Source organism: Dactylosporangium thailandense, from assembly GCF_059739745.1.
In genome coordinates, this window is sequence record NZ_AP029195.1 from 2,500,980 (window position 1) to 2,525,815 (window position 24,836).

The 24,836-nt window shown below is 72.4% G+C and carries 23 protein-coding genes; 16 read left to right on the forward strand and 7 right to left on the reverse strand.

Going from position 1 to position 24,836, the window contains the following annotated elements; all coding sequences use genetic code 11:
* The first annotated feature begins 13 nt into the window (after positions 1–13).
* Together AC6JBM_RS11060 and AC6JBM_RS11065 are read left to right on the forward strand one after the other, a co-directional pair.
* Positions 14–748, forward strand: coding sequence for an SDR family NAD(P)-dependent oxidoreductase (locus tag AC6JBM_RS11060; protein ID WP_350617543.1), 735 nt, complete (start codon positions 14–16; stop codon positions 746–748).
* 57 nt (positions 749–805) lie between these two features.
* Positions 806–1,849 (forward strand): GGDEF domain-containing protein, encoded by a 1,044-nt coding sequence (locus tag AC6JBM_RS11065; protein WP_497983508.1) that lies wholly within the window; start codon positions 806–808, stop codon positions 1,847–1,849.
* A 448-nt stretch (positions 1,850–2,297) separates the two neighbouring features.
* On the opposite strand, the gene AC6JBM_RS11070 is transcribed toward AC6JBM_RS11065, so the two are convergent.
* Positions 2,298–2,819 (reverse strand): hypothetical protein, encoded by a 522-nt coding sequence (locus AC6JBM_RS11070; RefSeq protein WP_497983509.1) that lies wholly within the window; start codon positions 2,817–2,819, stop codon positions 2,298–2,300.
* A 186-nt stretch (positions 2,820–3,005) separates the two neighbouring features.
* Complete coding sequence (locus tag AC6JBM_RS11075) at positions 3,006–4,031, reverse strand: LacI family DNA-binding transcriptional regulator (protein WP_497983510.1); 1,026 nt, start codon at positions 4,029–4,031, stop codon at positions 3,006–3,008.
* A gap of 161 nt (positions 4,032–4,192) precedes the next feature.
* Between AC6JBM_RS11075 and AC6JBM_RS11080 the strand changes: the two genes are divergently transcribed.
* The 12 genes from AC6JBM_RS11080 to AC6JBM_RS11135 all read left to right on the forward strand — a co-directional run bounded on the left by AC6JBM_RS11080 (position 4,193) and on the right by AC6JBM_RS11135 (position 19,049).
* Entirely contained in the window at positions 4,193–5,089 is an 897-nt protein-coding gene (locus AC6JBM_RS11080) for a carbohydrate ABC transporter permease (protein WP_497983511.1), read from the forward strand.
* Complete coding sequence (locus AC6JBM_RS11085; RefSeq protein ID WP_497983512.1) at positions 5,086–5,925, forward strand: carbohydrate ABC transporter permease; 840 nt, start codon at positions 5,086–5,088, stop codon at positions 5,923–5,925. The genes AC6JBM_RS11080 and AC6JBM_RS11085 overlap by 4 nt, the downstream gene beginning before the upstream one ends.
* Positions 5,926–5,945: 20 nt before the next feature.
* Positions 5,946–7,232 carry an ABC transporter substrate-binding protein gene (locus tag AC6JBM_RS11090; protein ID WP_497983513.1) on the forward strand — a complete coding sequence of 429 codons (1,287 nt, stop codon included), beginning with the start codon at positions 5,946–5,948 and terminating at the stop codon, positions 7,230–7,232.
* A gap of 23 nt (positions 7,233–7,255) precedes the next feature.
* On the forward strand, positions 7,256–8,869 hold the full coding sequence (locus tag AC6JBM_RS11095) for a hypothetical protein (protein ID WP_497983514.1): 1,614 nt from the start codon (positions 7,256–7,258) through the stop codon (positions 8,867–8,869).
* Positions 8,870–9,089: 220 nt separating this feature from the next.
* A complete protein-coding gene (locus AC6JBM_RS11100; RefSeq protein WP_497983515.1) occupies positions 9,090–10,874 on the forward strand; it encodes a ricin-type beta-trefoil lectin domain protein in 1,785 nt (594 codons plus the stop codon).
* A 368-nt stretch (positions 10,875–11,242) separates the two neighbouring features.
* The gene (locus tag AC6JBM_RS11105) at positions 11,243–12,652 is read left to right on the forward strand and encodes a hypothetical protein (RefSeq protein ID WP_497983516.1); all 1,410 of its coding nucleotides are present in this window, start codon (positions 11,243–11,245) and stop codon (positions 12,650–12,652) included.
* Positions 12,649–13,314 carry a hypothetical protein gene (locus tag AC6JBM_RS11110; protein WP_497983517.1) on the forward strand — a complete coding sequence of 222 codons (666 nt, stop codon included), beginning with the start codon at positions 12,649–12,651 and terminating at the stop codon, positions 13,312–13,314. The genes AC6JBM_RS11105 and AC6JBM_RS11110 overlap by 4 nt, the downstream gene beginning before the upstream one ends.
* Before the next feature lie 60 nt (positions 13,315–13,374).
* Positions 13,375–15,606 carry a DEAD/DEAH box helicase gene (locus AC6JBM_RS11115; protein ID WP_497983518.1) on the forward strand — a complete coding sequence of 744 codons (2,232 nt, stop codon included), beginning with the start codon at positions 13,375–13,377 and terminating at the stop codon, positions 15,604–15,606.
* Positions 15,603–16,778 (forward strand): hypothetical protein, encoded by a 1,176-nt coding sequence (locus AC6JBM_RS11120; RefSeq protein ID WP_497983519.1) that lies wholly within the window; start codon positions 15,603–15,605, stop codon positions 16,776–16,778. The genes AC6JBM_RS11115 and AC6JBM_RS11120 overlap by 4 nt, the downstream gene beginning before the upstream one ends.
* Positions 16,775–17,197: a hypothetical protein gene (locus AC6JBM_RS11125; RefSeq protein WP_497983520.1), complete on the forward strand. Its 423-nt coding sequence runs from the start codon at positions 16,775–16,777 to the stop codon at positions 17,195–17,197. Before AC6JBM_RS11120 ends, AC6JBM_RS11125 begins: the two co-directional genes overlap by 4 nt.
* A gap of 65 nt (positions 17,198–17,262) precedes the next feature.
* On the forward strand, positions 17,263–18,465 hold the full coding sequence (locus tag AC6JBM_RS11130; protein WP_497983521.1) for a glycosyltransferase family 87 protein: 1,203 nt from the start codon (positions 17,263–17,265) through the stop codon (positions 18,463–18,465).
* 74 nt (positions 18,466–18,539) lie between these two features.
* On the forward strand, positions 18,540–19,049 hold the full coding sequence (locus tag AC6JBM_RS11135) for a potassium channel family protein (RefSeq protein WP_497983522.1): 510 nt from the start codon (positions 18,540–18,542) through the stop codon (positions 19,047–19,049).
* A 92-nt stretch (positions 19,050–19,141) separates the two neighbouring features.
* Here AC6JBM_RS11135 and AC6JBM_RS11140 read toward each other — a convergent pair whose 3' ends face one another.
* The 3 genes from AC6JBM_RS11140 to AC6JBM_RS11150 are packed head-to-tail and all read right to left on the reverse strand — an operon-like array spanning position 19,142 to position 21,413.
* Positions 19,142–19,801, reverse strand: coding sequence for a DivIVA domain-containing protein (locus tag AC6JBM_RS11140; RefSeq protein WP_497983523.1), 660 nt, complete (start codon positions 19,799–19,801; stop codon positions 19,142–19,144).
* On the reverse strand, positions 19,798–20,970 hold the full coding sequence (locus AC6JBM_RS11145; protein WP_497983524.1) for a globin domain-containing protein: 1,173 nt from the start codon (positions 20,968–20,970) through the stop codon (positions 19,798–19,800). The genes AC6JBM_RS11140 and AC6JBM_RS11145 overlap by 4 nt, the downstream gene beginning before the upstream one ends.
* Entirely contained in the window at positions 20,970–21,413 is a 444-nt protein-coding gene (locus AC6JBM_RS11150) for a group I truncated hemoglobin (RefSeq protein WP_497983525.1), read from the reverse strand. The genes AC6JBM_RS11145 and AC6JBM_RS11150 overlap by 1 nt, the downstream gene beginning before the upstream one ends.
* A gap of 236 nt (positions 21,414–21,649) precedes the next feature.
* Here AC6JBM_RS11150 and AC6JBM_RS11155 point away from each other — a divergent pair, with 236 nt between their 5' ends.
* Entirely contained in the window at positions 21,650–22,903 is a 1,254-nt protein-coding gene (locus AC6JBM_RS11155; RefSeq protein ID WP_497983526.1) for a metal-dependent hydrolase family protein, read from the forward strand.
* On the opposite strand, the gene AC6JBM_RS11160 is transcribed toward AC6JBM_RS11155, so the two are convergent.
* Both AC6JBM_RS11160 and AC6JBM_RS11165 read right to left on the reverse strand, forming a co-directional pair.
* Positions 22,890–23,270 carry a DUF2255 family protein gene (locus tag AC6JBM_RS11160; RefSeq protein WP_497983527.1) on the reverse strand — a complete coding sequence of 127 codons (381 nt, stop codon included), beginning with the start codon at positions 23,268–23,270 and terminating at the stop codon, positions 22,890–22,892. The genes AC6JBM_RS11155 and AC6JBM_RS11160 overlap by 14 nt on opposite strands.
* 80 nt (positions 23,271–23,350) lie before the next feature.
* Positions 23,351–24,319: an aldo/keto reductase gene (locus AC6JBM_RS11165; RefSeq protein ID WP_497983528.1), complete on the reverse strand. Its 969-nt coding sequence runs from the start codon at positions 24,317–24,319 to the stop codon at positions 23,351–23,353.
* A gap of 100 nt (positions 24,320–24,419) precedes the next feature.
* Here AC6JBM_RS11165 and AC6JBM_RS11170 point away from each other — a divergent pair, with 100 nt between their 5' ends.
* Positions 24,420–24,803, forward strand: a complete 384-nt coding sequence (locus tag AC6JBM_RS11170; protein WP_497983529.1) for a VOC family protein — start codon at positions 24,420–24,422, stop codon at positions 24,801–24,803.
* Positions 24,804–24,836: the final 33 nt, after the last annotated feature.

Sequence of the window (24,836 nt, forward strand, 5' to 3'; positions counted from 1 at the left end):
AATATTGGTCGAAATGGAACTCGCCGGCACCGCCGCCATCGTCACCGGCGCCGCCTCGGGTCTCGGCGCCGCCACCGCGGCCGCCCTGACCGCTCGCGGCGCCAAGGTCTACGGCTTCGACCTGCAGCCGTCCACCGAGGACGGGCTCGTGGTCGACGTCACCGATCCCGAGTCCGTCCGCGCCGCCGTCGCCCAGGTGGCCGGCGGCCCCGAACCGCTGCGCACGGTCGTCAACTGCGCCGGGATCGCCCCCTCGGAGCGCATCCTCGGCCGCCGCGGCCCGCACGACCTCGCCAAGTACGCGAAGGTGATCCAGGTCAACCTCATCGGCAGCTTCAACGTCCTCACCCTCGCCGCCGAGCACATCGCCCAGACCGAGCCCGACGACCAGGGGCAGCGGGGCGTCGTGGTCAACACCGCCTCCGTCGCCGCCTTCGACGGCCAGATCGGGCAGGCCGCCTACTCCTCCTCGAAGGGCGGCATCGCCGGGCTGACCCTGCCGGCGGCCCGGGACCTGTCGCAGTACGGCATCCGCGTGATGGCGATCGCCCCCGGCATCATGGAGACCCCGATGATGCAGACGGTGTCGGAGGAGTACCGCACAGGCCTCGCCGCGGGCGTGCCGTTCCCGCACCGGTTCGGCACCGCGGACGAGTACGCGAAGCTCGTCCTGTCGATCGTGGACAACGACTACCTCAACGGCGAGGTCATCCGCCTCGACGGCGCGCTGCGGATGGCCCCGCGGTAGCTCTGACGTTTTCCTTGACCCGGGCCCGGGGACGCCGATAGCCAGACAGCGTTCAGCGTGACGAAAGCCGGCGCCCGGGGTCGAGGCCTGCTGATCGCGGCGTGCCTGTTGTTCGCCGCGCTCGTCGTGGCCCGTCTCGGTGATCCGAACAACACCGAGGCGGCCGGCATCTCGATCTGCACGCTGGAAACCGTCGCGCTGGTCCTGCACCTGCGCGCCGCCCGCCGCGTCCGCGCGTACCGGTACACCAGCGTGGCCCTCGGCCTGCAGCTGACGCTCGGCGTCGCCGCCCGCCAGATCCTCGCCTCACGGGAGAACTACTCCCTCGTCGTCACCGACAGCCTCACCGGCCTCGCCAACCGCATCCAGCTGCGCGGCGCGCTGCACGCCGCCGCCGAGCGCCGCCGCCGCACCGGCGCCCAGTTCGCCGTCCTGCTGCTCGACCTCAACGGCTTCAAGAAGGTCAACGACACCCACGGCCACGAGGCCGGCGACCGCATGCTCATCGCCTTCGCCGACGTCCTGCGCGACAGCGTCCGCGAGGGTGACGTCGCCGCCCGGCTCGGCGGCGACGAGTTCGCCGTCGTGCTGGCCGACGTCGACGGCCCCGCCGACGCGACCGTCGTCGCCGAGCGCATCCTGGCCGGCTGCCGCCCCCCGCTGGCGGTCAACGGCCACTCGCTGCGGCTGCGGGCCAGCATCGGCATCGCCACCAGCCTCGCCGGCGAGGACGACCTGCTGCACCGGGCCGACATCGCCATGGCCTTCGGGCCGTCCCATCGGCTCACCGCGGACGCCGAGGGTCACCTCCGCGCCTCCTACTGTGAAGCCGGACGCCCGGACGGGGCCATCGCGGTCGGCGAGAGCGCCCTCGCCGTCCTGCTCGACGTGGCCGGTGTTGGCGTCATGGCTCGGCTCTTGCTGGCGGGTCACGGCTGCCAGGTGCTGCAGGACGCGATGTCCGGCCGCGCGGGTCAGGCCCGGATTGCGTGCGACCTCCAAGACCACTTCCAGGTCCGGGTAGGCGGCCAGTTCATCGAGCATGTCGGGTGGGGCGGCGGGATTGCCGGCAACGTATGCGGCTGCCGGTGGATGGCGTAGACACGCAGCCAGCGCGGCGGGGGGTGATGCCTGGTGGATGGCGACATTGAGGATCGCGTCGATGGGGCTGTCAGGGTCGGTGGCGATGGCGAGCAGGAGGTCGGGTGGGCAGGACGGATGCCCCGCCAGGTACGGGACCGCTTGCAGTCCGTGGCGGGCTACCGTCGCGCGAACCTGCTCAGGGGGCACACTCCAATGGCGAACGGCCAGCCGGACCACGTCGATGTCAGGGTCGTCGATCAGCGCCGCCCGCAGGTCCGGCGGGAGCCGGTGGCTGGCCGCCGCGACCAGCCGCACCCGAGGGTCGGTGTCGGTGGCCAGGCCACGCAGCGCTTCGAGGTCGGGGTGGTTTTCCGCCGCTGGCACGCCTCCCTCACGGCTGTGCCGGATCAGCAGATCCAACGGCGTGCGCGGGTTCGCCAGTACGATCTCTCGCCAGCGGCCGGCATCACCGTCGTAGAGGCGGCGCAGCAGACCGGCGGGCACCGCCCAGTTCGTCGCGACGAGAAAGGTGATCTCTGGATCTGCCATCGCCGTCCTCGGGCAGTTCGTACAGTTGAGCGGCGCACGCGGCGACGGAACAGTCAGCGTCATCGGCAACCAGGACTGCGATGTCCGGTCGTTCCATCGCATGCACACCCAACGCTCGGCGCACCACTGGATCCGGCCATGACGCCAACAGCGTCAGCCACTCGTCCGGTGCGTCCGCGCGGCCGATCCCGGCCAGCATCGCCCACGGATCATCCCTGGAGATTCGCTCCACCGGCAGGTTCCCGGCCTGGACTAGCGCCAGCGCGAGGTCACGCTGCCCGTAGCCGGCCACTCGGCCGGTCTGCGCCAAGGTCAGACGCTGCTCCCGCGCGACCTCCAACAGCACGTCCGGGTCTCCGATCGCGATGAGAGCGTCGACATGCTCCGGGAGCAGCGCGGGGTTGCCCGCCATGGCGAGCAGAACCTGCTGGACTGACACGGCACTCAAGACCCTGCTCCAATCACGCACCCGGCCGTCCCGTCATCGTGATCGACCATCCGCCTCCGAACAACCCGAGCCCGGGACCCACAAACCATCGTCGCGTGCTGTCATCGGCGGATAGTGCGCAACTCGGCTGCCCAATGTTGACGTCGCCGTAGCCTTCCTGTTCGGCGTCGCATGGGCCTAGGCGGTCGAGGCGCGGACCCGCAGCTCGCAGGGCACTCGGATGAGCTCGTGGGACTGGGGTTCGCCGTTGACCGCGGACAGCAGCCGCTGCCCGGCCACCCGGCCCATCTCCAGCAGCGGCAGCGCCACCGTGGTGAGCGGCGGGCGCTGGTGGACGGCCAGGGAGCGGTCGTCGAAGCCCACGACGGCCACCGCGCCGGGGATGGGCAGGCCGCGGTCGTGGATGGCGGCCAGGGCGCCGGTGGCCAGGTCGTCGCTGGCGCAGAAGACCGCGTCGGGGGGCTCCGCGAGGTCGAGCAGCGCGGCGGTGAGGGCGTAGCCGTCCTCCGGCGACCAGGACGCCGCATGCCGGATCAGCAGCGGGTCGGGTTCGGCGCCGGCCTCGCGCAGGGTCGCGGTGAAGCCGTCGAGCCGGTCGGCGGTGGCCTCCCAGGAGGCGGGACCGTTGATGAAGCCGATGCGGCGGCGGCCGAGGTCGAGCAGGTGCCGGGCGGCCAGGGCGGCGCCGCCGCGGTCGTCGGGCAGGATGCTCGGGACCGGCTCGGCCATGCCGTATTCGTAGAGGAACACGTAGGGCGTGTCCGGCATGGGCAGCGCGGGGCCGGAGCGGGGCCGCACCCGGTTGCCGGACATGATGATGAGCCCGTCGACCTGCCGGTCGAGCAGCCGTCGCAGGTGCTTGCGCTCCTTCTCCGGGTCGCCGTAGCTGTTGGCGAGCAGCACGGAGACGTCGTACTCCGACGCGGCCTCCTCGACGCCGCGCATGAGCGTCGTGGTGAAGATGCCCTCGAGGTCGTCGGTCAGGATCGCGATGGTGTCGGTGGTCCGCGCGCGCAGGCCGCGGGCGACCGCGTTGACCCGGTAGCCGAGCCGGCCGATGGTGTCCAGCACGCGCTGGCGGACCTCGGGGCCGACGTCGGGCCGGTCGTTGAGCACCTTCGACACGGTCGCGGTCGACACCCCGGCGACGGAGGCCACGTCGCGCATGGTGACGCGGCCCGGTGAGCTGCGTGCGGCGGTCACATCGCTCCTTAACCGATTTCGTTGAGCTTCGGCGAACGTCACTGTAGCAGAAACTCCAGCTGGGATACTTGACATGATCCGGACGCAGGGCTGTAACGTGCCCTCTACGAAAACGATTACGTAACTCGGACCTCGGAACTTCGCGTTCGGAAGGAGCATCGATGACGCAGCGACGGCGGCTCGGCCCCCAGGCCCGCCGGCAGCGGCTCGGACTGCTGCTGGTGGCGCCGGCCGTGCTGCTGGTGCTCGGGCTGTTCGTGCTGCCGGTGATCGTCACCGCGGTCATGTCCTGCTACGACTGGTCGCTGCTCGGCTCGCGCCGGTTCATCGGCCTCGCCAACTACCGGCGCCTCGGCGGCGACGCCACGTTCTGGCACAGCCTCGGCTTCACCACCCTCTACACGGTCATCGTGACCGCGGCGCTGCTCGTCGTAGGCTTCGCGCTCGCCTCCGCGGTGCGCCACCGCCGGCGCGGGGTCGGGCTGCTGCGCACCGCGTTCGTGATGCCGGTCGTCATCGGCTTCGCCACCGCCAGCTACATGACGCTGTGGCTGCTCGACGACCGCATCGGCATCGTGCCCGACCTGCTGCGCGGCAGCGGGCTCGCCGACGGCCCCGTCTCGGTGTTCGGCAGCTTCCCCACCGCCCTGGCGGTCGTCGTCGCGCTCGTCGTCTGGAAGACCGTCGGCCTCACGATGCTGCTGCTCATGAGCGGGATGCAGGCCATCTCCAAGGAGTTCTACGAGGCGGCCGAGGTCGACGGGGCCAGGCGGCTGCGGGTCTTGCGCTCCATCACGCTGCCGCTGCTGCGCCCGACGCTCGCGCTGGTGCTCATCCTCACCGTCATCGGCAGCTACCTCGCCTTCGACCAGTTCTTCATCCTCACCCAGGGCGGCCCCGACAACCGCACGATCCCGGTCGTCTACCTCATCTACCGGGCCGGGTTCATCGACTTCAACCTCGGCTACTCCGCGGCCATGTCGATCGCGCTCATGGCCATCCTGCTCATCCTCACCACCGTGCAGCTGCTGCTGACCCGCTCCCGGGAGGACTCGTGACCCGGCGCCCCGGCTGGTTGCCGGCCGTCCCCTTCTACACCGTCTTCGGGCTCCTCGCCCTGCTCTTCGTCGCCCCGCTCGGCTGGCTCGTGATCGCCTCGTTCAAGACCGGCGCCGAGTTCGCCCAGACACCCCCGACCCTCCTGCCGCACGACCCGAGCCTGGAGAACTACCGCCGCCTGCTCGACGCCGGCCTGTTCCACAACGTCCTCAACAGCGCCCTCGTGACCGCCGGGACCGTGCTCGCCGCGAGCGCCCTGTCGGTCCTGGCCGGCTACGGCTTCGCCCGCTTCCGGTTCCGGGGCCGGGGACTGCTCTTCCTCGTCGTGCTCTCCACGCTGATGATCCCGTTCCAGTCGATCGTGCCGTCTCTCTACGTCATCCTCGACGACCTGCACCTGACCAACTCGCGGCTCGGGCTCGTGCTCGTCTACACCGTGTTCGCCCTGCCCTTCGGCATCTTCACCATGCGCGCCGCCTTCGCCTCGGTGCCCGCCGCGGTCGAGGAGGCCGCGATCTGCGACGGCGCCGGCACGTTCACGGCGCTGCGGCGGGTGCTGGTGCCGATGGTCGCCCCGGGCGTGGCGACCGTCGCGCTCTACGCCTTCTTCACCGCCTGGAACGAGTTCCTCGCCGCGCTCATCTTCACGACCAGGCAGCAGTCGTACACCCTCCCGGTCATTCTGGCGAACCTGCAGACCGGCGCCGGCGGCACGCTCAACTGGGGCGTGCTCGAGACCGGAGCGGTCTTCGCGGCGGTGCCCTGCGTCGTCATCTTCCTGATCCTGCAGCGCTACTACGTCGCCGGGCTGACCGGCGGCGCCGTCAAAGGTTAGTTTTCCTTTAGGAGCCCGCAATGCCCCCTACGCGCCGCCTGGCGCCGGCTCTGGCCGCCCTCGTCGCCCTTGTGTTAGCCGCCTGCAGCAACACCGACGCCCCCGGTGACAGCCCGTCCGCCGCGAGCGACCTCACCGGCGACGGCCCGGCCACCCTCTGGGTCCGCGCCGCCGACGAGCCGATGGACAAGGCCCTCGTCGCCGCCTGGAACGACGCCAACCCCAACCGCAAGATCACGATGCTGACCGTGCCGGACGCGCAGTACGTGCAGAAGTACGTCCAGTCCGTGCGCAGCGGCGACGCCCCCGACCTCGTCGCCGTCGACATCGCCAACGTCAAGTCGCTCACGAGCCAGAACCTGCTGACCGACATCACGAAGCTCGTCGACGCGCTGCCGTACAAGAGCGCCCTGGCCCCGGCCGCCGTGCGGATCAGCACCGCCGACGGCAAGGTCTACGCGCTGCCGCACCAGCTCGACGTCTCGATGCTGTACTACAACAAGGACCTGTTCACCAAGGCCGGCCTCGACCCGCAGAAGCCGCCGGCCACCCTGGACGAGCTCGTCGCCGACGCCCGGAAGATCACCGCGCTGGGCGGGGACACGTACGGGTTCTCCTTCGCCGGCAACTGCGCCGGCTGCAACGCCTACACGCTGCTGCCGTACATCTGGGCCAGCGGCGGCGACATCATGAACGCCGACGGCACCCAGGCCACCCTCGACGACCCCGCCGTCGCGGCCGCCCTCAACGCGCACAAGACGATGTGGGACGAGAAGCTCATGCCCGCCGCGGTCAAGGACGACAACGGCGCCACGTGGCTCAACGGCTTCCAGTCCGGCAAGATCGGCATGATCGCGCTGGGCAGCTTCGCCGTCAGCGTCTACAAGGCGCAGGCCGGCCTGAACTTCGGCGTCACCCCGATCCCGGGCACGTCCGGCACCGCGTCGTTCCTCGGCGGCGACGTCGTCGGCATCGCCCGCGGCGCCAAGAACGCGAAGACCGCGTGGGACTTCATCGCCTGGAGCATGTCCGAGGACGTGCAGAAGACGGTCGTGGCCAAGACCGGCCAGCTCACCGTCCGCTCCGACACCGCCGACAACGAGCTGACCAAGGCCGAGCCGCGCCTGCTGCAGGCCAACCAGCTCGTCGCCACCGCGAAGGTGCCGGTCACCGCGAAGTACAACTCCCTGTTCATCGACCCGACCGGCCCGTATCTGCAGTTCATCCGCGACTGGGTGTTCACCGGCGACCCGGCGAAGGCCGTCTCCACCGGCAAGTCCGGCTTCAGCAGCCGGCTCGCGTCCTGATCGTTCCCGAAGGAGTCAGCACCATGCACGACCTGAGCTTCCGGTGGCCGCACCCCCGCATCGACACCTCGCTCGGCCCGATCAGCGTCCGCATTCACACCGGCGAGAACGTCTACGGGCTCGGTGCGACAACTGCCGACGGCACCGGCACGGTCACGGCGGGCGAACTCACCTGGGCCGGCGGGCAGCAGGTCAGCCCCGGCGGCGCGGTCGTGCGCATCGACGACACGGACGGCGTCGTGCGGATCTCGGTCCGCGCGACGCACCGCGACGGCATCCGCTGCGTCGCCGTCGTCCTGCACGACCAGCCCACCGGGGACGTCACCGGCCTGCGCGAGGGCGACCTGCCGGTGCCGGCCACCGGGCGGGTCGTGCAATACCCCAACGGCTGGTACGACCTGGCGACCCCGCTGCTCGGCCTGAAGCGCCCCGACGGCTCCTGCACGGTCGCGCGCAGCCTGGACACCCAGGTGCGCGCCAAGCGGTTCGTCGTCGTCCCGCACTTCGCCTCACCGTCCACATGCGACTTCGAGCTGATCGCCGACGCGGACGCCACCCGGCCGAGCCCGGACTTCGCCGTGCCGACGTGGGAACTGCGCCGCGTGACGGACCTGGCGCCGGTGGTGGCCTCGCACACCGAGCACATCCGCTCCGCGTACGACCTGCCCTCGTGGTCATCGCGCCCGGACGTACCCGCCTGGCTGCGCCGCACGGCACTCGTGGTCTCGCTCAACGGGATGCACTTCACCGGGCGCGTGTTCCTGGACTACGACGCCATGTTGACCACGGTGCGACGGCTGTCCGAGCAGATCGACCCGTCGCGGATCCTGGCCTATCTGCCCGGTTGGGAGGGGCGATATTACCGGTGGTACGGCCGGTTCGACGTCGATGAGCGCCTGGGCGGAGCGGCCGGATTCCGGCGGCTCATCGAGGGCGCGCACCGTCTCGGCGCCCGCGTGATGCCCATGTTCGGCGCCAACGTCGCCGCCCGTGACCTGCCCGGCTTCGAGACATGGGCCGCGCCCGGGCAGCTGCTCAACGCCAGCGGCCACCTGCCGATCGGCTCCGTCGACTGGGACGCCTCGCGCCACTTCGACCACAGCTGGGGCGCGCTGATCAACCCCGCCTACGAGCCGTGGCGGCGGCACCTGGCCGAGCAGATCGTGCGGCTGCACCACGAGTACGGCTTCGACGCCGCGTTCCTGGACATCTCGGCCATGTACAACAACGACCCCCGCGGCAGCACGGTGCACGGCCTGCGAGCCCTGGTCGACCTGCTGCGGGAGGGCAGCCCCGACCTGCTCATCGCGGGGGAGGCCTGGTTCGACGGGATCGGCGGGCACATCCCGCTCGTGCAGGCCGGGCACCGCGACACCGTGCCGACGCTGCACGACGAGCCCGATGCCGCCCTGTTCACGGGGACCAACCGGGCGTTCGGGCACGTGTGCCTGGGCGATCCGGCGTACGGGTCGACGGGCGTGCACGAGGCCGGCTACAACGCGCACTGGCGCCTGCCCGTTCGTGAGGGCGTCCTGCCCACGCTGACCGTGGTCGACGGCACGCTCGACGACGCGGCCGACCGGGTGGCGCTGGTCATCCAGGACGCCCACGAGTACGCGGCGAAGTACCTGGCCTGAGCGGTCCTTCGTCCCGCCGTCCCCCGGGCGCCTGAGCAACGCCCGGGGGACTCACCGGCTGCGAGCCACTGCGATCAGCCAACAAAGTTAAACATTTCGCTGTTGGACATTGTTCGGTGGCGATTTAGTGGGACACACTGGGCGTTCCTGACCCGTCCGCCAGCGGGAGATGCCCATGTTTCGATTGAAGTTCAGGCCGCGGCCGAAGGTGCTTGCCATTGTGGCGGGGGCTTTGCTGGTCGTCGGTATCGGTACGGCGCCCGCGTGGGCGCAGCAGCAGCGGCAGGGGCCGCCGGACCCGACGATTCCGGCGAATGACGGTGCGCGTGGTCTCGTGTACGACGGGTTCAAGGTCGGTACGGGGCGTTGCAAGGGGCTGTTCGAGCTGAAGAGCGTGGCGGGGGCGTGTTCGCACGGGCCGGACGCGGCGTTCGCGGGCACGGATGTGCGGCGGTCGGTGGCGCCGCTCGCGGAGTCGAAGAGTGCGGTGCAGGCCGGGGCCGCGGCGAGCATCGTGTGTGATGGTGACGGGCAGTCGGGGAACCGGGTGCAGGTGCTCTACGTTCACGGGTCGGGCAACGCGGATCGGTACAGCCAGTATCTGGCCTCGATCCGGACCTGGACCCAGGGCGTGGACGACATCTACAGCGCCAGCGCGGCCCAGACCGGCGGTGTGCGGCACATCCGGTTCGTGACCGACAGCTCGTGCAACATCGCCGTTACCGATGTGGCCATCGACAACGGGTCGCTGGGCGACTTCGGCAACTCGGTGAACGCGATCAAGGCGCAGGGCTACAACCGGACCGACCGCAAGTACCTGATGTACGTCGACGCGACCGCCCTGTGCGGCGTCGCGTACGTGACGCTGGACGACCGCCCGGGGCAGGACAACTACAACAACTCCGGGGCCAGCTTCAGCCGGGTGGACTCCGGGTGCTGGGGTTCGGGGCCGGCGGCGCACGAGCTCACGCACGCGATGGGTGCGGTGATGAGCAGTTCGCCGAACCACACCGCCTACGGGCACTGCACCGACGACTACGACATCATGTGCTACAACGACGGGCCGGGCACGGTCCTGCGGGTCGTGTGCGCGGACCAGGCCCAGGACAACCGGCTGGACTGCAACAAGGACGACTACTTCAACACCAACCCGCCGGCCGGCTCGTATCTGGCCACGCACTGGAACACCGCCAACAACCGCTTCCTGCTCACCGGCGGCGGCAGCGCTCCGGCGGCGTCCGGGACCATCACCGGCCCGGGCGGCAAATGCGTGGACGTGAGCGGAGACGACAACGGCGCCAACGGCACGGCCGTGCAGCTGTGGGACTGCCAGTCCTACGCGGTGGACCAGCACTGGACGCACAACGCGAACGGCTCGCTGTCGACGCTGGGCCGGTGCCTGGACATCAACGGCAACGGTACGGCCAACGGCACCCAGGTCGAGCTGTGGGACTGCAACGGCGTCGGCGGCCAGAAATGGATCCAGCAGGCCGACGGCTCGCTGAAGAACCCGCAGTCCGGCCGCTGCCTCGACTCGCCCAGCGGGGCGACCGCCAACGGCACGCGGCTGCAGATCTGGGACTGCAACGGCAGCGGCGCGCAGAAGTTCTCCGTCAACGGCGGCGGCACGATCAACGGCCCGGGCGGCAAGTGCGTCGACGTGGCCGCCGACGACACGGGCACCAACGGGGCGGCGGTCCAGCTGTGGGACTGCCAGTCCTACGCGGTCGACCAGCACTGGTTCCACCAGTCCAACGGCTCGCTGCGCACCCTGGGCCGGTGCCTGGACATCGTGGGCAACTCGACCGCGAACGGGGCGCTGGTCGAGCTGTGGGACTGCAACGGGGTCGGCGGGCAGAACTGGGTCCAGCAGGCCGACGGGTCGCTGAAGAACCCGCAGTCCGGCCGGTGCCTGGACTCGCCCAACGGGGCGACCGGCAACGGCACGCGGCTGCAGATCTGGGACTGCAACGGCAGCGCGGCGCAGAAGTTCGCGCTGGTCTGAGGTTCAACGCCTGAGGTGGCCGTCCAGCCGGGCGGCCACCTCACGCGTCCGGGACACCGGTTACGGCTGCGGGATGTGGACGACTCCCACCGCGAGCCGTCCGGGTCCTCGACGAAGGCCGCTACGTACCCGTCCAGGTACTCCGGATACTCGCGGGGTTCGTGCACGAGCGCGCCGCCGCTCGGTGGGCCGCCTCGACGGTTGCGCGGTCGTCGACCTGCAGGGCGGGGTGCTGGAGTCCGGGCGTGCCGTGCCGATGGCGGGTGGTGCCGTCGTGTCCGGCGGTGTAGACGAGGATTTCCGGTTCCATCGGCGTCGATTCACCGATATTCTGCGCTGTTCGCTTGCGTCAATGTCTCGGGGGAGCCATGACCAGTCACATGCAGCAGCTGGTGCACGACTCGCGCAATTTCCGCTTTCTCGCCGACCCCGCGCTGGCCACCCTGCCCGAGGCCGTGCTGCTGGCCGGCGACGCGGCCACCGCCGAGGCGTACGTGCACACCGACCCGGACGCCGCCATGGCCCGCGGGCGGCGGTTCACCGAGACGCTCGCCGAGGCCGTGGCCCGCCGCGCCGGCGTCACCGTGCCGCCGCGGACCCCGCAGTTCCGGCGCACGCAGCAGCTGGCCGCCGCCGGCGCCATTCCCGCGCGCGTGCACGACCTGCTCGAGATCGTCCGCCGGCTCGGCAACGAGGCCGTGCACGGCTACTCGGGCGACGCGGTGAAGGCGATGACGGTGCTGGAGTCCTGCCATGAGCTGGCGCTGTGGTGGTACCGCGACCAGACCGGCGCCGCCCCCGCCCCCGCCTTCGTGCGCCCGGACCAGCCGGCCCCGCTGACCCGGGCGATGCTGCGCGACATCGAGGAGCAGCTCGACCGGCTGCGTGCCGCGTTCGAGGCCGCAACGCTCCCCGCCCCGCGGGTCCGGATCGGCCCGGCATCCCCCGACGGGCGGCACTGGCGCGGCGGCTCGGAGGTCGCCGGCGCGATGGGCACCTACCTGGTGCACGACCCGGTGGAGACGGTGCGCGCCGAGGACGGCTCGTGGACGCTCATGCAGGCCGCCGGCCGCGCCCTCGACGGCGCCGGCCGCCCGGTGTGGCTGCGCGGGCTGCGGATCGACGACGACGGCCCGGCCGCCGCCCGGATGCGCGACGGCCTCGACGCCCAGGCCGCGTGCCTCGAGCGCCCCGAGGCCGGGCTGCCCGCGCTCGTGGAGCGCCACCGCGACGGGGACCTGCACCTGCTCGTGCTCGACGCGCCGGCCGGCAAGAGCTGGCTGGAGATGTTCGGCGACGGCCGGCCCGGCCTGGACCCGTTCATGCTGCCCCTCGCCCTGGACGTGCTCGCCGGCGTCGCCGACGGGCTCGCCGCGCTGCACCGCCGCGGCCACGCCCACCGTGCGCTGGACGGCCGCTCGGTCCGAGTCGCCCTGCCCGGGCGGCGCGGCCGGCTGCGCGATCCCGGGCTCGCGGGCTGGCCGCACCGGCCCGGCGAGGGCGGCGAGCACCCGGCGCCGGAGCAGCGGGCCCTGGCTCGCGGACGGCCGGGCCCGCCGACCGACGCGTACCGGCTGGCCGCGCTGCTGCACGCGTGCGCGGGCGCGGGCACCGCCGCCGCGCCGCTGCGTGACCTGCTGCCGGGGTTCCCCGAGCGGCTGGACCGGCTCCTGCTGCGGGCGCTCGATCCCGATCCGGGTCACCGGCCCGGCGCCGCCGAGCTCGCGGCCGGGCTGCGGCAGGGCCGCCGGGAATCCGCCGCCGGGGCGCGCGCATGATTCCGCCGCCGGTGCGCGTGCCCGGCCCCATCGCGCTCGTGTACTCCGACAAGTTCCTCGCCGACCTGGAGTACAACCCCACGCCCTTCTTCCAGGAGCTCGACACGCTGGCGAAGCGTGGCGCGCTCCCGCTCACCCTCGAGAAGACCCAGAAGGGCTGGCGGATGGCGGTGTACGCCGGCCGCCACGTCGGCTGGCTCTACCCCACCCGCGCCGGCGACGCCTACAACCTCGGCCACGCCGCCCGGCGGCGCTTCCGCGACGAGGAGCGCCTGCTCAAGGGTGCGCTGCTGCTGTCCTGCCCCGGCATCTGCGCGGTGCCCGACCTCGCGAGCCTCAACCGGGCGTTCGCGCAGGGCAGCCTGCCCCGCACCACCACCTACGGCGACGCGCTGTGGAGCGCGTGGACCGCCGCGACGGCGGCCGCGGGCCGCCCGGCGCCGGACGGCCCGTCGCTCGCCCCGGCCCACGCCCGCTACCTCGACCTCGTCGACCAGGTCATCGAGGCCGGCCGCCAGATCGAGCTCGCCCAGCTCGCCGGCCGCGCCGCGCAGGCCTACGTCCACCGGGAAGCGGCCAAGGAGCAGCGGCATTCCGCCCGCGGCGTCTACCGGTTCCGGATGGCCCGCCGTCCGGAGCTCACCAAGAACACGATGGTGTAGCTCGGCGACGCACCCCAGCTGCGCGGGCGCGTCATCGACGTCGACGGCCGCGACGTCGTCGTGCGCTTCGAGCCCGGCGCCGACTACGACCAGATCGGGGCCCAGGGCACGCTCGGCGAGCTCGGCGGCGACCGCATCTTCCGCGCCCAGCGCGACGCCGTCGCCGCGCTGCGCAAGGGCTCCGCCCGCAACCCGCACCTGCTCGAGCACCTCGTCGACGCCCGCTTCCGGCCCTACGAGCCGGCCCGCGACGCGGTGCCCGCCGCCGGCCTCGACGACGACCAGCGCGAGGCGTTCCGCCGCGCCGTCGCCGTGCCCGACCTGCTCGCCGTGCTGGGCCCGCCCGGCACCGGCAAGACCCGCACCATCGTCCAGGTCGTGCAGGAGTGCGCCGCCCGCGGCCAGCGGGTCCTCGTCACCTCGCACACCCACCGCGCCGTCGACAACGTGCTCGAGGACCTGCCGCCGGAGCTCAGCGTGGTGCGCATCGGCAACGAGGACCGGATGAGCGCCAAGGTGCGTGCCCTGTCCTCGGAGAGCCGGGCCGAGGCGCTGCGCCAGGAGATCCTCGCCGACCGCGGCCGGCTGGACGCGCTGCGCGAGGTCCGGGGGCAGCGGCCGCTGATCGAGCGGTACCTGGCGCACCTCGAGTCGGTCGCCGGCCGCGGTGCCGCCGCCCGCGCCGAGCTGGCCGCGGCGCCGGCCCGCATCGCCGCCGCCGTCCGGGCCGCCGGCGGCCCCCTGGCCGGGCAGCTGGACGCCGTGGACCGCGATCTGGCCGCGGCGCGGGCGGCGAACACCGGCCGGGCGAGCACGGCCGAGGCGGCCGGGCGGCGGCTGGCCTCCGCGCGGGCCCGCGTCGCTCGCAACGCCCCGCCGGCGTTCCTGCACCGGTGGATCGCCGGCTGGCTCGAGCGCCGCGCCGGGCGGGCCCAGGCGGAACTGATTGCGGCCGGTGCCCGGCTGGCCGCGGCCGAGTCGGCCCGCTCGGCGCTGTGGCAGCGGATCACGGCGCTCGGCGCGCGGGATCCGGAGGTGGTACGCCTGAACGCCGCGCAGGACGCCGCCCGCCGCACGCTCGAGGAGCTGGCCCCGGAGCCGGGCCGGATCGGCAAGCTCCTGCGGCAGTTGCTGCGTCCGGCCGCGACGCTGCCACCGGATCCGCCCGGCCGCGCGGACGGCCCCGACTGGGGCGGCTGGGAGGCGTGGCGGGCCGTCGTCTCCGCGGCCGCGGAGACCGCCGAGCGGCAGGCGAACCTGCTCGGCGAGTGGCGCGAGCGCGTCGCCGACCTCGGCGGCGAGCTGGAGCGCGAGATCGCCCGCTACTGCGACGTCGTCGGCGCCACCTGTATCGGCACCGACACGTCGGCGCTGGTGTCGCAGCTCGACTTCGACCTCGCCATCGTCGACGAGGCCGGCCAGATCTCGACCCCGAACCTGCTCGTGCCGCTGGTGCGGGCGCGGCGCGCCATGCTCGTCGGCGACCACCGCCAGCTGCCGCCGTTCCTCGACGAGGAGGTGCGCCGCTGGGCCGGGAGCCTCGCCGCCGACGTCGAGCCGGCGGTGACCGACCTGCTCGCCCGCAGCGGCTTCGAGCTGCTCTTCCCGCGCGCGCCGCAGTCCAACGCGGTGTGGCTGCGCACCCAGCGGCGGATGCCGGAGCAGATCGCCGGGTTCGTGTCCGAGCGCTTCTACTCCGGCCGCGTGACGACCCGGCACGCGGGCGGCCCGCCCGGCGACCTGTTCGCCTCGCCGTTCGCGATGGTCGACACGTCGGACCGGCCGGCCGCCCAGCGGGCCGAGACCGCCATGCGCAACCTGCGCGAGGCGGTCCGCCACGGGTACCGCAACGAGCTGGAGGCCGACCTGATCGTCACGCTGCTGCGGGCACTGCGGCCGCAGTTTCGCGACTGGGCCGTCATCGTGCCGTTCAACGCCCAGAAGGAGCTGCTCATCGAGCGCCTCGGCGAGCCGGCGACGACCGAGCACGTCGGCAGCGTCGACTCGTTCCAGGGCGGCGAGCGCGACCTTGTCGTCTTCGGCTTCACGCGCAGCAACGCGGGCGGCGACATCGGCTTCCTGCGCGAGCTGCGCCGCTTCAACGTCGCCATCACGCGCGCCCGCCGGCAGCTGGTGCTCGTCGGCGACCTGAGCACCCTGCGCGCGGCCCGGGACGAGCCGTTCCGCGAGCTCATGGTGGCGATGGGCCGGCACCTCGCCGGCCACGGCGACCGCCGCGATTCCCTGGAGATCGCCGCCGCACTGGCCAACACCGCCGGGCGCCGGTCATGAGGCGGGTCATCTACCCGGCCACCCGGGCCGTCGAGCACGCCGTCGCGCTGCCCGGAGTCCGGCCGCTGCGCCTGTTCGCCGTGCTGTGGCCGCTGTGGCAGATCGAGGCGAGCGCGCAGGTGTACGACGGGCAGGACTTCGAGCTCATCGACCACTTCGTGCTGCGGGCCCTGCACGAGGGCGGCATCCACGACCGGTCCGGGCTGGCCGGCTTCCTCGGCCTCCCGCCCGGCATCGTCGAGCGCTGCCTGGCGTTCCTCGTCGCCATCCAGCTCGTCGCCGACGAGGGCGGCCGGCTGCGCGTGCGCGAGCTGGGGCGGCGCTCGCTGCGCGACGGCCTGCGGTACGTCCCGACCACCAGCCGGCTGAAGGTGCTCATCGAGCGGCAGAGCGGCCGGCCGCTGCCGCGCCCCTACTACGACGGCGCGGTCCCGGTGCTCGACGTTCCCGAGGTCGCCGAGGAGCAGCTCGGCGACCGCACGCGGTTCCGGCCGCTGTTCACCGCGGCGCCGTACGACCCGCAGGCCCTGCCCCGGCTGGCCGAGCGGGCCGACCGCGCCGAGTTCAACCTGCCGGCCCAGCTGCGCAACCTGCGTCAGGAGGGCGTCCGCGAGGGCTACCTGCCCTGCTACCTGATCGAGACCACCGAGGGGCGCATCCTGGCGTACACCGGCGTCGCCGAGCACCGCGACCCGTTCTTGGAACGGGTGTGCGCCGACTCCTCGGTCGAGCACCTCATCGAGGCCGAGGACGCCGGCGATCCCGGCCGGATCTGGCGGGCGTGGCTCGGCCGATCGACGGTCTTCAGCGGCGGCCGGCTCGACGAACACGGCGGCCGCTGGCGGGTGATGATGCCGGCCGGCGCCTTCGGCGAGTCGCCCCGGCTGTCGCCGTCGCGCGTCGGGGCGTACCAGTTCTGGGACAACCACTTCATCCAGATCTGGTGCGGCGACGCCGCGGTGCGCCGGACCGCGCTGCTGGATCGCGCGCTCGGCGTGGCCACGCTGCCGGCGGTCACGACGCTGCCGGACTTCCAGACCCGGATCCGGCACCTCGCCGAGGCCCTCGAGGTCCCCGAGGTCTCCGTCGCCGAGCTGCGCCGGCACGCCGGCCGCACGGGCGACGCGCGCCGGCTGCAGAGCCTCGACGCGCTGGAGCGGGGGACCGCATGACCTCGCGCTACGACGAGGAAGAAGAGGAGTACTGGCGTCAGGCAGAGGAGGACGAGGAGGAGGAGCGCCGCCGCCGGGAGGAGGAGGACGAGGAGGAGGCCTACTGGGCCTACCGGGACTTCGTCGACGACGACCCGCCGCCGCACCGCCGCGCCTATCGGGCCCCGCGGCCGCCGCAAGGTGCCCGGCGTGCCGGTCCGGGTGCCGGGAAGCCGACCTTCAACGGCTACCAGGGCCCGCGGCCCGGCCACCAACCCCCGTGCGCGCCGGCCGCCCCGCCGCGGCCGTCTTCGGGCGATCCCGGTCAGGTCCTGGTCGTGATGGGGGTCGTCTTCGGCATCATGCTGGTGGTCATGGTGGTGCTGACGCTGCTGTGCAGCTCGCTGGCGTTCCGGTCGGGCATCGACTCCGGGTACTGAGCCGGGACAGGGTGAGCAGGAACATCACCCGCCGCGCTCACCCGGCTGATGGCTACGCTGCGGCCATGCTCAAGAGCCGAGCGCCCTGGGTCGTCTTGGCTGGCGCCTACGCGCTGTTCATCCAGGAGCTGGTGCGCATCTCGCTCACCGGCCAGATGCACAGCATGGACAACCTGCTCGTGATCGACGCGGTGCGCCGCCTGCTCGACGGCGGCTCGCCGTACGAGTCGGACCGGTTTCTCTACCCGCCGTCGAGCGTGCCGTTCGCGCTGGTCCTCACCCCGCTGTCCGACACTCACCTGGAGCGGCTGTTCCCGTGGGGGCTGGGCGCGCTGCTGCTGGTCGGCTGGTGGGCGTCGCTGCGACTGTTCGGCGTCGGCCTGCGCTCCTGGCTCGGGGTCGCCGGCGTCGCCGCGTTCGCGCTGTTCAACCCGGCCGTCAGCGTCGTCGAGCTGGGCAACTGGACCGCACCGGTGGCGGCCCTGATGTCGATCGCGCTGCTGCTCATGGGGCGCGGGCGATGGCTCGCCGCGGGCGTGGTGATCGGCGTGTCGATCGCGGTCAAGCCGATGCTGGTGCCGATCGGGCTGGTGTTCCTGCTCGCCCGCAAGTGGCGGGGGCTGGGCGCGGCGGCCGGCATCCCGGTCGCCGCCTGCGCGGTGGTGACGCCGCTGCTGCCCGAGCCGGGCCTGTTCTTCACCCGGACGCTGCCGTTCCTGCTCGGGGGCCAGGACGAGTTCGCCCGGCCGTACGACTCGTCCCTGCCGGCCATGCTGCCCCGGATCGGCATCGACGGCGCGCCCCTGGCCATCGTGCGGGTGGCGGTGCTCGCCATCGCCGTGGCCACCGCGGTGCTGCGCTGGCGCAACGGCGGCGATGAGCGCCTGCGCCTCGTCGACACGTCGGCGATCGTGATGATCGGCACGTTCCTGGTGAGCACCCCCGCGTTCGGCTACTACCCGCTGGTGGTGCTCCCGCCGCTCGTCGCGAGCGTGCTGGTCCGCGGCTCCGCGGCCCGCTCGGTGTGGTTCTGGGTCGCGTTGGTACCGCTGGTGCGCCCATTGCAGTTCATCGGCGTGGACTTCCTCGACGGCGGGCACGCCGGCTACCGGCAGGCGGCCAAGCCCCTCGCCTGGATGGTCGTCGCGGGCACCCTGCTGCTGGTGCGCACCCTGCGCGGCGAGCCGGCCTCGCGGCGCCCGGAACTGCCCATCCAGCCGGCCGGCCGCGAACCGGAGCGGCTCGCGGCCACGTCGTCCCCGGGCTGAGCCGGAGCCGCGGTCCCGGCGTTCGACCCGCGGACGGTGAGGTCTTGTCCGGTTCCGGCGCCCGAAGGTGCGTGGTGGCCGTCCTGCGTTCCGCCCTCGTCGCCGCTGTCCTCGTGGCCGCGTACTTCGTCGCACCGCTGCGACAGCCGTGGTCCGCGACCACCGCGCTCGAGTTCGTCGGCGGCCTGCTGCTGGTCGGGCTCGTGGCCGGCTGGCAGGTCCGGGCGGTCGTTCGGTCCCCGCATCCGCGCCTGCGTGCCCTGGAAGCGCTGGTCCTGACGCTGTCGCTGCTGTTCGTGTTCTTCGCCGCCAGCTATTTCGTGCTGGCCCAGGGCCGGCCCGCATCGTTCTCCCAGCCGTTGACACGCGTCGACGCCTTCTACTTCACGACGACGGTGTTCGCCACGGTAGGCTTCGGCGACATCGCCGCGCGGTCACAGCCGGCCCGGATCGTGGTGACGCTCCAGATGTTCGCCGACCTGATCTACGTCACGGTGCTCGTGCGCCTTTTGATCAAGGCCGCGGGGACCGAGACCACCCGATCCGAGGGCGGGACCGAACCCGAGCTTCCCCCACGGTGCTGACCAGCGCCCCCGCGACCCGGCCGGCGTCGGGTCGCCGTCCACGGAGCCGCTGCTACCGGCCGCCGCCGGTCGGCGACGGCCGTGCGTGACGGTTACCGGTTCTCGTTGTGGTGGCCGGGGTCCCCGGGGTAGGCCGCGCCGTTGGTGGTGTTGCCGGGATACAGGATGGGCGCGAGCCGGTCGAGGATGGAGGCCAGTTCCTGCCGGGCCGCGTCGTCGGTCGCGTCGACCTGGGTCCGCAAGCCGGAGAACTGGCGGATCGCCCACTGCGCGAGCGTGGCCAGCCGGGCCAGTTCCTCGCGGTCCGGGCTGTAGCTGGGCCCCGAGGTGGCGCGGTAGTTGCGCGCGGCCTGCTCGGCCGCGGCGTGCGCGGCTCGGATGATCTCGTTCGCCTGCTGCCGGGACTGCGCCACGAGGTGCGCGGCGTTGGTCTGGGCGGCGGCGACGATCTCGTCGACGTACTGCTGGGCCTGGATGCGCTCGGAGATGAGGGCCTCGTCCAGGCCGACGGGGGCGTTGTCGGGCAGCGCGCCGTGGCGGCGTGCGTACACCTCCCGCTGGAGCCGCTCCACGTCGTTCAGCAAGGTGCTGATCTGCGCGTCGCGGGCGGCGATCTCCTCGGCCACCCGCTGCAGCAGCGCGTTGACCTCCGCGGGGTCGTAACCCTTGCGAAAGCCGATCTGACGCAGGCGGACGTTGCGGATCTCATGGGGCGAGAGCGGCCTACGCCGGGGGGTGGATTCTGCGCTCATGGTCGGGTCACCTCCTCGAACACCCGCTCCGGCGTCAGCGAAGCACGCAGCGGCGCATAGGTCTTGTCGTCGAACTGTTCCACGTGGACGTTGGTCGAGGCGTAACCCTCGTCGCGCAGCGTCTGGCAGGTTCCGGCCACCATCGCCGGTGAGCCGCACACGTAGATCTTGCGATCGTGCCAGGAGCCGTGCCGCAGGGCGGCCTCGACCGCGGTCATCGGCTGGCCGCCGATGATGTCGTCGGACAGGGCCGTGATGACCTGGACCCAGCGCAGGTCGTTGGCGAGCTGGTCGAGCTCGGCCTGGTCGTGCAGGTCCCACTGGTTCGGGACGCCGACCACGAGGGTGACCTTGCGGTCTTCCAGGCCCGCGGCCAGCTGCTCGATGATGGCCTTCATGGGTGCGACGCCGGTGCCACCCGCCAGCAGCAACAGGTCCGGGCCGGGCCCGGATGCCACGGTCAGGCGATTGCCGATCGGCGATCCCAGGCGCAGCACGTCGCCCACGCGGGCCTGGTACACCAGCGCGGGGGAGAGCTGCCCGGCGGCCACGGCCCGGACATGGAAGTCGATCGTGCCGTCCCGGCGGGGAGCGTTGGCCGGCGTCAGGTAGCGCCACACCTTCGGGCGCAGGTGCGACTCCACGGCGAGGGACTGCCCGGCCCGGTAGCGAACCTCGCCCTGGGGCCGCACGGTGATCACCGCGATGTCGCCGGTGCGCCGCTCGTGGGAGACGATCTCGGCGTTCCACCAGGCCGGCTCGAACGGGTCGACCGCCGCCGCGGCGTCGATCATCGCCTTCGACACGATGCCGTACGCCTCGGCCCAGTCCGCGGCCAGCTGGTCGTTCCACGCGGGCCCCAGCCCGTGGGCCAGGGTGTGCAGCAGCGCCTGCCCGACCACGGGGTAGTGCTGGGGCTGGACCTCGAACCGGCGGTGGTCGCGACCCAGCTGCTGGACGAACGCGACGAGCGTCTCGGAGTCGTCCACATTGGACACGATGTGCCCGAGCGCGGACAGCAGCCGGTCGCGCTGGCCGCCCATCGAGGCGGGAAACATGGCGCGCAAGCCGGGGTCGATGCTGAACAGGGTGGCGTAGAAGTAGGCGGCGGCCTGATCGCCCAGCGGTACGACCTGCGCCCAGCTCGCTTTGAGGGCGGCAGTGTCCACTACCGCGCGTCCCCCTGCGCCCCGGTGACGATCAGCGAGCTGACCGAGCGAAGGATGTCGTCGGCCGCCTGCAGGATGTCCATCGGCACCTTGAAGTCGTGCATCACGGTCAGCAGGTGCAGACTGACCCGCCGGTAGGCCTCGTCGGTGATGGTCAGGTGGGCGTGGGCCGCCCGCAGGTCGCGGCCGGAGTACCGGTCGGGGCCGCCGAGCACCTTGGTCAGCATCAGCACCTGGTGCCGCTTGAGCGCGCTGAGACCGTCGGACTCGACCAGCGGCGTGAAGAAGTCCGCGAGGGCCGGGTCGAGCAGCAGCCGCGTGTAGAACTCCTCCACCACCGCGGAGACCGCGGCGGCTCCGCCGATCGCGGCGAATGCCGAGGACGGGTTCTCCTGCTGCGCCTCGGCATCCAGTTGCCCGAGCAGGGCCGTGTCCAGCGTCATCGTCGTGCGCCTCTCGTCGAGGGGATCCTGCCCGTGAGGAAAGGGGCTCCTGACGGGCCGGGGGTTTTGACCGCCGCGAGCCTATCGGCGGCTTTTCCGGCCGGGGCCCGGGCCGCTCGCAGGTGCCGGATGGCCGATCGCACCATTGCGGAGCAAGAGGGGGCATTTGGACAGTCTTGCGGCGATGTGGGCCGTGCTGCCCGCATGCCCGGGCGTTCTCGGGGAAGTGCATTTCGGTGAGCGCTGACACATCGACCGGAATCGTCGTCGTCGCCGAGCGGTGCTGGGACGGGCTGGCCGCGGCGCCATCCGCCCACACCGAGGTCGCGGTGGACGCCGGCCGGATCACCGAGGTCGGCGAGCGGGTCGGGCGCGGCGCGAGGCGGGTGCTCGACCTCGGCGATCGCATGCTGTTGCCCGGCTTCATCGACTGCCACATCCACACCACGGTCGAACCGTCGGCCCTGCTCACCGCGTTCGTAACCGACTCGGCCGCGGTGCTGGCCCTGCGGGCGCTACCGGTGCTGCGCGGCCTGCTCGACCGCGGCTTCACCACGGTGCGCGACCTGGCCACGTTCGCGGCCGACCCGGTCACGATCCACCTGCGTGACGCCGTCGCGCGGGGCCTGGTGAGCGGGCCGCGCATGCTCGTGGCCCCGCATCTGATCTCGGCCCGCGGTGCCCACGGCGACATCTCCACGCTGCTCGCGCCCGAGTACGGCCGCGAGATCGGCGTGCTCGCCGACGGGCCGGTCGCCGTCACCAGCGCCGTGCGCGCGGAGATCCGCGCCGGCGCCGACTGGGTCAAGTTCGGGGCCACCGGCGGGTTCGGGACACCCGCCGACGACCCCGGGCAGACCACCTACACGCAGCGGGAGATGGACGCCCTGGTGGCCGCCGCCGCCGAGCTGGGCGTGCCGTGCACCCCGCACGCGTACGGCGACGAAGGCGTCGCCCGCGCCGTGCGGGCCGGGGTGCGCTCGGTCGAGCACGGCAACCTCGCGTCGGCCGAGACCCTGTCGCTGATGCAGCGGCGTGGGGTGTTCCTCGTCCCCACCCAGTTCATGGTCTCCGACGCGCTGGAGCACCTCGACGACGACGAGTACTGGCGGGGCAAGGATCCGGCCGAGCGCGCGAAGTTCGCCCGGTACGGCGATCAGCTGCGCGACAGTGCCCGCAACGTCGCCGCCAGCGAGGTGCGCATCGCGTTCGGTACCGACGCCGGCATGTTCCCGCACGAGCAGAACTGGCGGGAGTTCCCCGCCATGGTGCACAGCGGCATCACCCCGCTGCGGGCACTGCGCGCGGCGACCAGCACCGCCGCCGACCTGCTGGGCCGGCCCGACCTCGGCCGGATCGAACCCGGCGCCGTCGCCGACCTGATCGCCCTGCCCGGCAACCCGTTCGACGACATCGACGCCACCGCTGCCGTCGACTTCGTCATGCGCGGCGGCGTCGTGCATACCGGTCCTTCGGTCAGCTCGGGGTGAGCTTGAGGGTGGTGGCGCGGGCGGCCGGGGCGAGGATCATGTTGACGTAGGTGGCGTCGTACTGGCGGTACTTCGTGCGGTAGGCCGCGTCGATGCGCGTGTTGACGGGGTCGCTGTCGGGCACGTCCGTGAGGGTGACGTCGCGGTCGATGCCGTCGGTGTGGACGTGGCCTTGGTGACGGGCGCGGGTGCTGCGGTACCAGGACGATGCGGTGCCGTAGACGGCGCGGACGTACACGTCATCGCCGTCCGGGACGACCCAGATCGTGGTCGGGGCCCGCAGGGTGCCGTCGGCGCGGGTGGGGGCGATCTGCAGCTCGTCGGCCGCGGCGATGCGGCGCAGCTCGTCGGGCGTCCACGAAGTCATGGCGGATCCTTTCGGGAAGGTTCGGTCGCCCGGTGCACTTCCCGGGGAGGCGGCGTTGAACCGCGGTCAAGCGGCGGAGGTCACCACCAGAAGTTGTCCTGCGGCGCGTAATGCCCCTCGAGGTCGGCGATCTCGCCGTCGGTCAGGGTCAGGTCGAGGGCGGCGACGGCGTCCACGAGGTGGTGCGGCTTCGTCGCGCCGACGATCGGGCAGGAGACCGCGGGTTTGGACAGCACCCACGCGAGGGCGACCTGCGCCATCGGGACCTGCCGGGCCTCGGCGACGGCCTGGACGGCGTCGACGACCGGCCGGTCGGTGTCCCGGTCGAACGCCCTGGCGACGCGGTCCGACGACGACCGCGCGGTCTGCTCGCCCCAGGGCCGGGCGGCGCGCCCCTTCGCCAGCGGCGAGTACGGCGTCAGCCCGACACCCTGGTCGAGGCACATCGGGATCATGTCCCGCTCCTCCTCGCGCTTGAGGACGTTGTACTGATCCTGCATCGCACGGAACGTCGTCCACCCGCCCAGCACCGCGGCGTGCTGCAGCTTCGCGAACTGCCACGCCCACATCGACGACGCCCCGAGGTAGCGGACCTTGCCCGCCAGCACCAGCGAGTGCAGCGCGGCCATGGTCTCCTCGACCGGGGTCTCGGGGTCGAACCGGTGGATGTAGTAGACGTCGATGTAGTCGGTGCCGAGCCGCCGCAGGGAGGCGTCGGCCTGCTCGAGGATCGCCTTGCGGGACAGGCCGCTGCCGCCCGGGCCGTCGTGCATCTTGCCGCTGACCTTCGTGGCGAGCACGATGTCCTCACGCCGGGAGTACCTGGTGATCGCCCGGCCGACGAACTCCTCGGACGTGCCGCCCTGGTACACGTTCGCGGTGTCCCAGAACGTGACGCCGAGCTCGACGGCCTGCCGGAAGAAGGCGGCCGCGGCGTCCTCGTCCAGCGTCCACTGATGCATGCCGGCCTCGGCGGTGCCGTAGCTCATGCAGCCGAGACCGATCCGGCTGACCCGCAGCCCCGTCCGGCCCAGTCGTGTGTACCGCATCCGATCGCCCTTCTTGCAGCGCTGCCCGCGCGAAACCGCGGTTGCTTCCATGATGCTCGGGCCGCCCTCGTCCGAGGAGTGGGTGTGGCAGCCTGACGCGATGGCCACCATCCATGATGTCGTCGTCGAGAGCCGTCACCCCGCGTCCCTGGCCCGGTTCTGGGCCGCGGCGCTGGACGGGTACGCCGTCGCGCCCTACGACGCGGAGGAGCTCGCCCGCCTGGCCGGCAACGGCATCCTCGACCCCGAGGACGACCCGACGGTCCTGGTCGAGGCCGCGCCGGGCGTCCGGCCGCGGTTCTTCTTCGTGCTCCAGCCGGAGCCGAAGACCGCCAAGAACCGCGTGCACCTCGACCTGCGCGCCGAGGACCGGCGGGGCGAGGTCGCCCGGTTCACCGGCCTCGGCGCCGCCGTGCTCGGCGAGCACGACGGCTGGACCGTGCTCGCGGACCCGGAGGGCAACGAGTTCTGCGTGCGGGATTGACCGGGACTGATCGGGACGGCATGTGCAGGATGG

What these genes read in the sequence shown, in the direction of transcription:
- AC6JBM_RS11160 (WP_497983527.1), bottom strand. Translation starts at nt 23,270, where the DNA reads ATGACTTCGTGGACGCCCGACGAGCTGCGCCGCATCGCCGCGGCCGAC.
- AC6JBM_RS11130 (WP_497983521.1), top strand. Translation starts at nt 17,263, where the DNA reads ATGCTCAAGAGCCGAGCGCCCTGGGTCGTCTTGGCTGGCGCCTACGCG.
- AC6JBM_RS11060 (WP_350617543.1), top strand. Translation starts at nt 14, where the DNA reads ATGGAACTCGCCGGCACCGCCGCCATCGTCACCGGCGCCGCCTCGGGT.
- AC6JBM_RS11105 (WP_497983516.1), top strand. Translation starts at nt 11,243, where the DNA reads ATGACCAGTCACATGCAGCAGCTGGTGCACGACTCGCGCAATTTCCGC.
- AC6JBM_RS11120 (WP_497983519.1), top strand. Translation starts at nt 15,603, where the DNA reads ATGAGGCGGGTCATCTACCCGGCCACCCGGGCCGTCGAGCACGCCGTC.
- AC6JBM_RS11165 (WP_497983528.1), bottom strand. Translation starts at nt 24,319, where the DNA reads ATGCGGTACACACGACTGGGCCGGACGGGGCTGCGGGTCAGCCGGATC.
- AC6JBM_RS11150 (WP_497983525.1), bottom strand. Translation starts at nt 21,413, where the DNA reads ATGACGCTGGACACGGCCCTGCTCGGGCAACTGGATGCCGAGGCGCAG.
- AC6JBM_RS11095 (WP_497983514.1), top strand. Translation starts at nt 7,256, where the DNA reads ATGCACGACCTGAGCTTCCGGTGGCCGCACCCCCGCATCGACACCTCG.
- AC6JBM_RS11125 (WP_497983520.1), top strand. Translation starts at nt 16,775, where the DNA reads ATGACCTCGCGCTACGACGAGGAAGAAGAGGAGTACTGGCGTCAGGCA.
- AC6JBM_RS11090 (WP_497983513.1), top strand. Translation starts at nt 5,946, where the DNA reads ATGCCCCCTACGCGCCGCCTGGCGCCGGCTCTGGCCGCCCTCGTCGCC.
- AC6JBM_RS11170 (WP_497983529.1), top strand. Translation starts at nt 24,420, where the DNA reads ATGGCCACCATCCATGATGTCGTCGTCGAGAGCCGTCACCCCGCGTCC.
- AC6JBM_RS11080 (WP_497983511.1), top strand. Translation starts at nt 4,193, where the DNA reads ATGACGCAGCGACGGCGGCTCGGCCCCCAGGCCCGCCGGCAGCGGCTC.
- AC6JBM_RS11110 (WP_497983517.1), top strand. Translation starts at nt 12,649, where the DNA reads ATGATTCCGCCGCCGGTGCGCGTGCCCGGCCCCATCGCGCTCGTGTAC.
- AC6JBM_RS11140 (WP_497983523.1), bottom strand. Translation starts at nt 19,801, where the DNA reads ATGAGCGCAGAATCCACCCCCCGGCGTAGGCCGCTCTCGCCCCATGAG.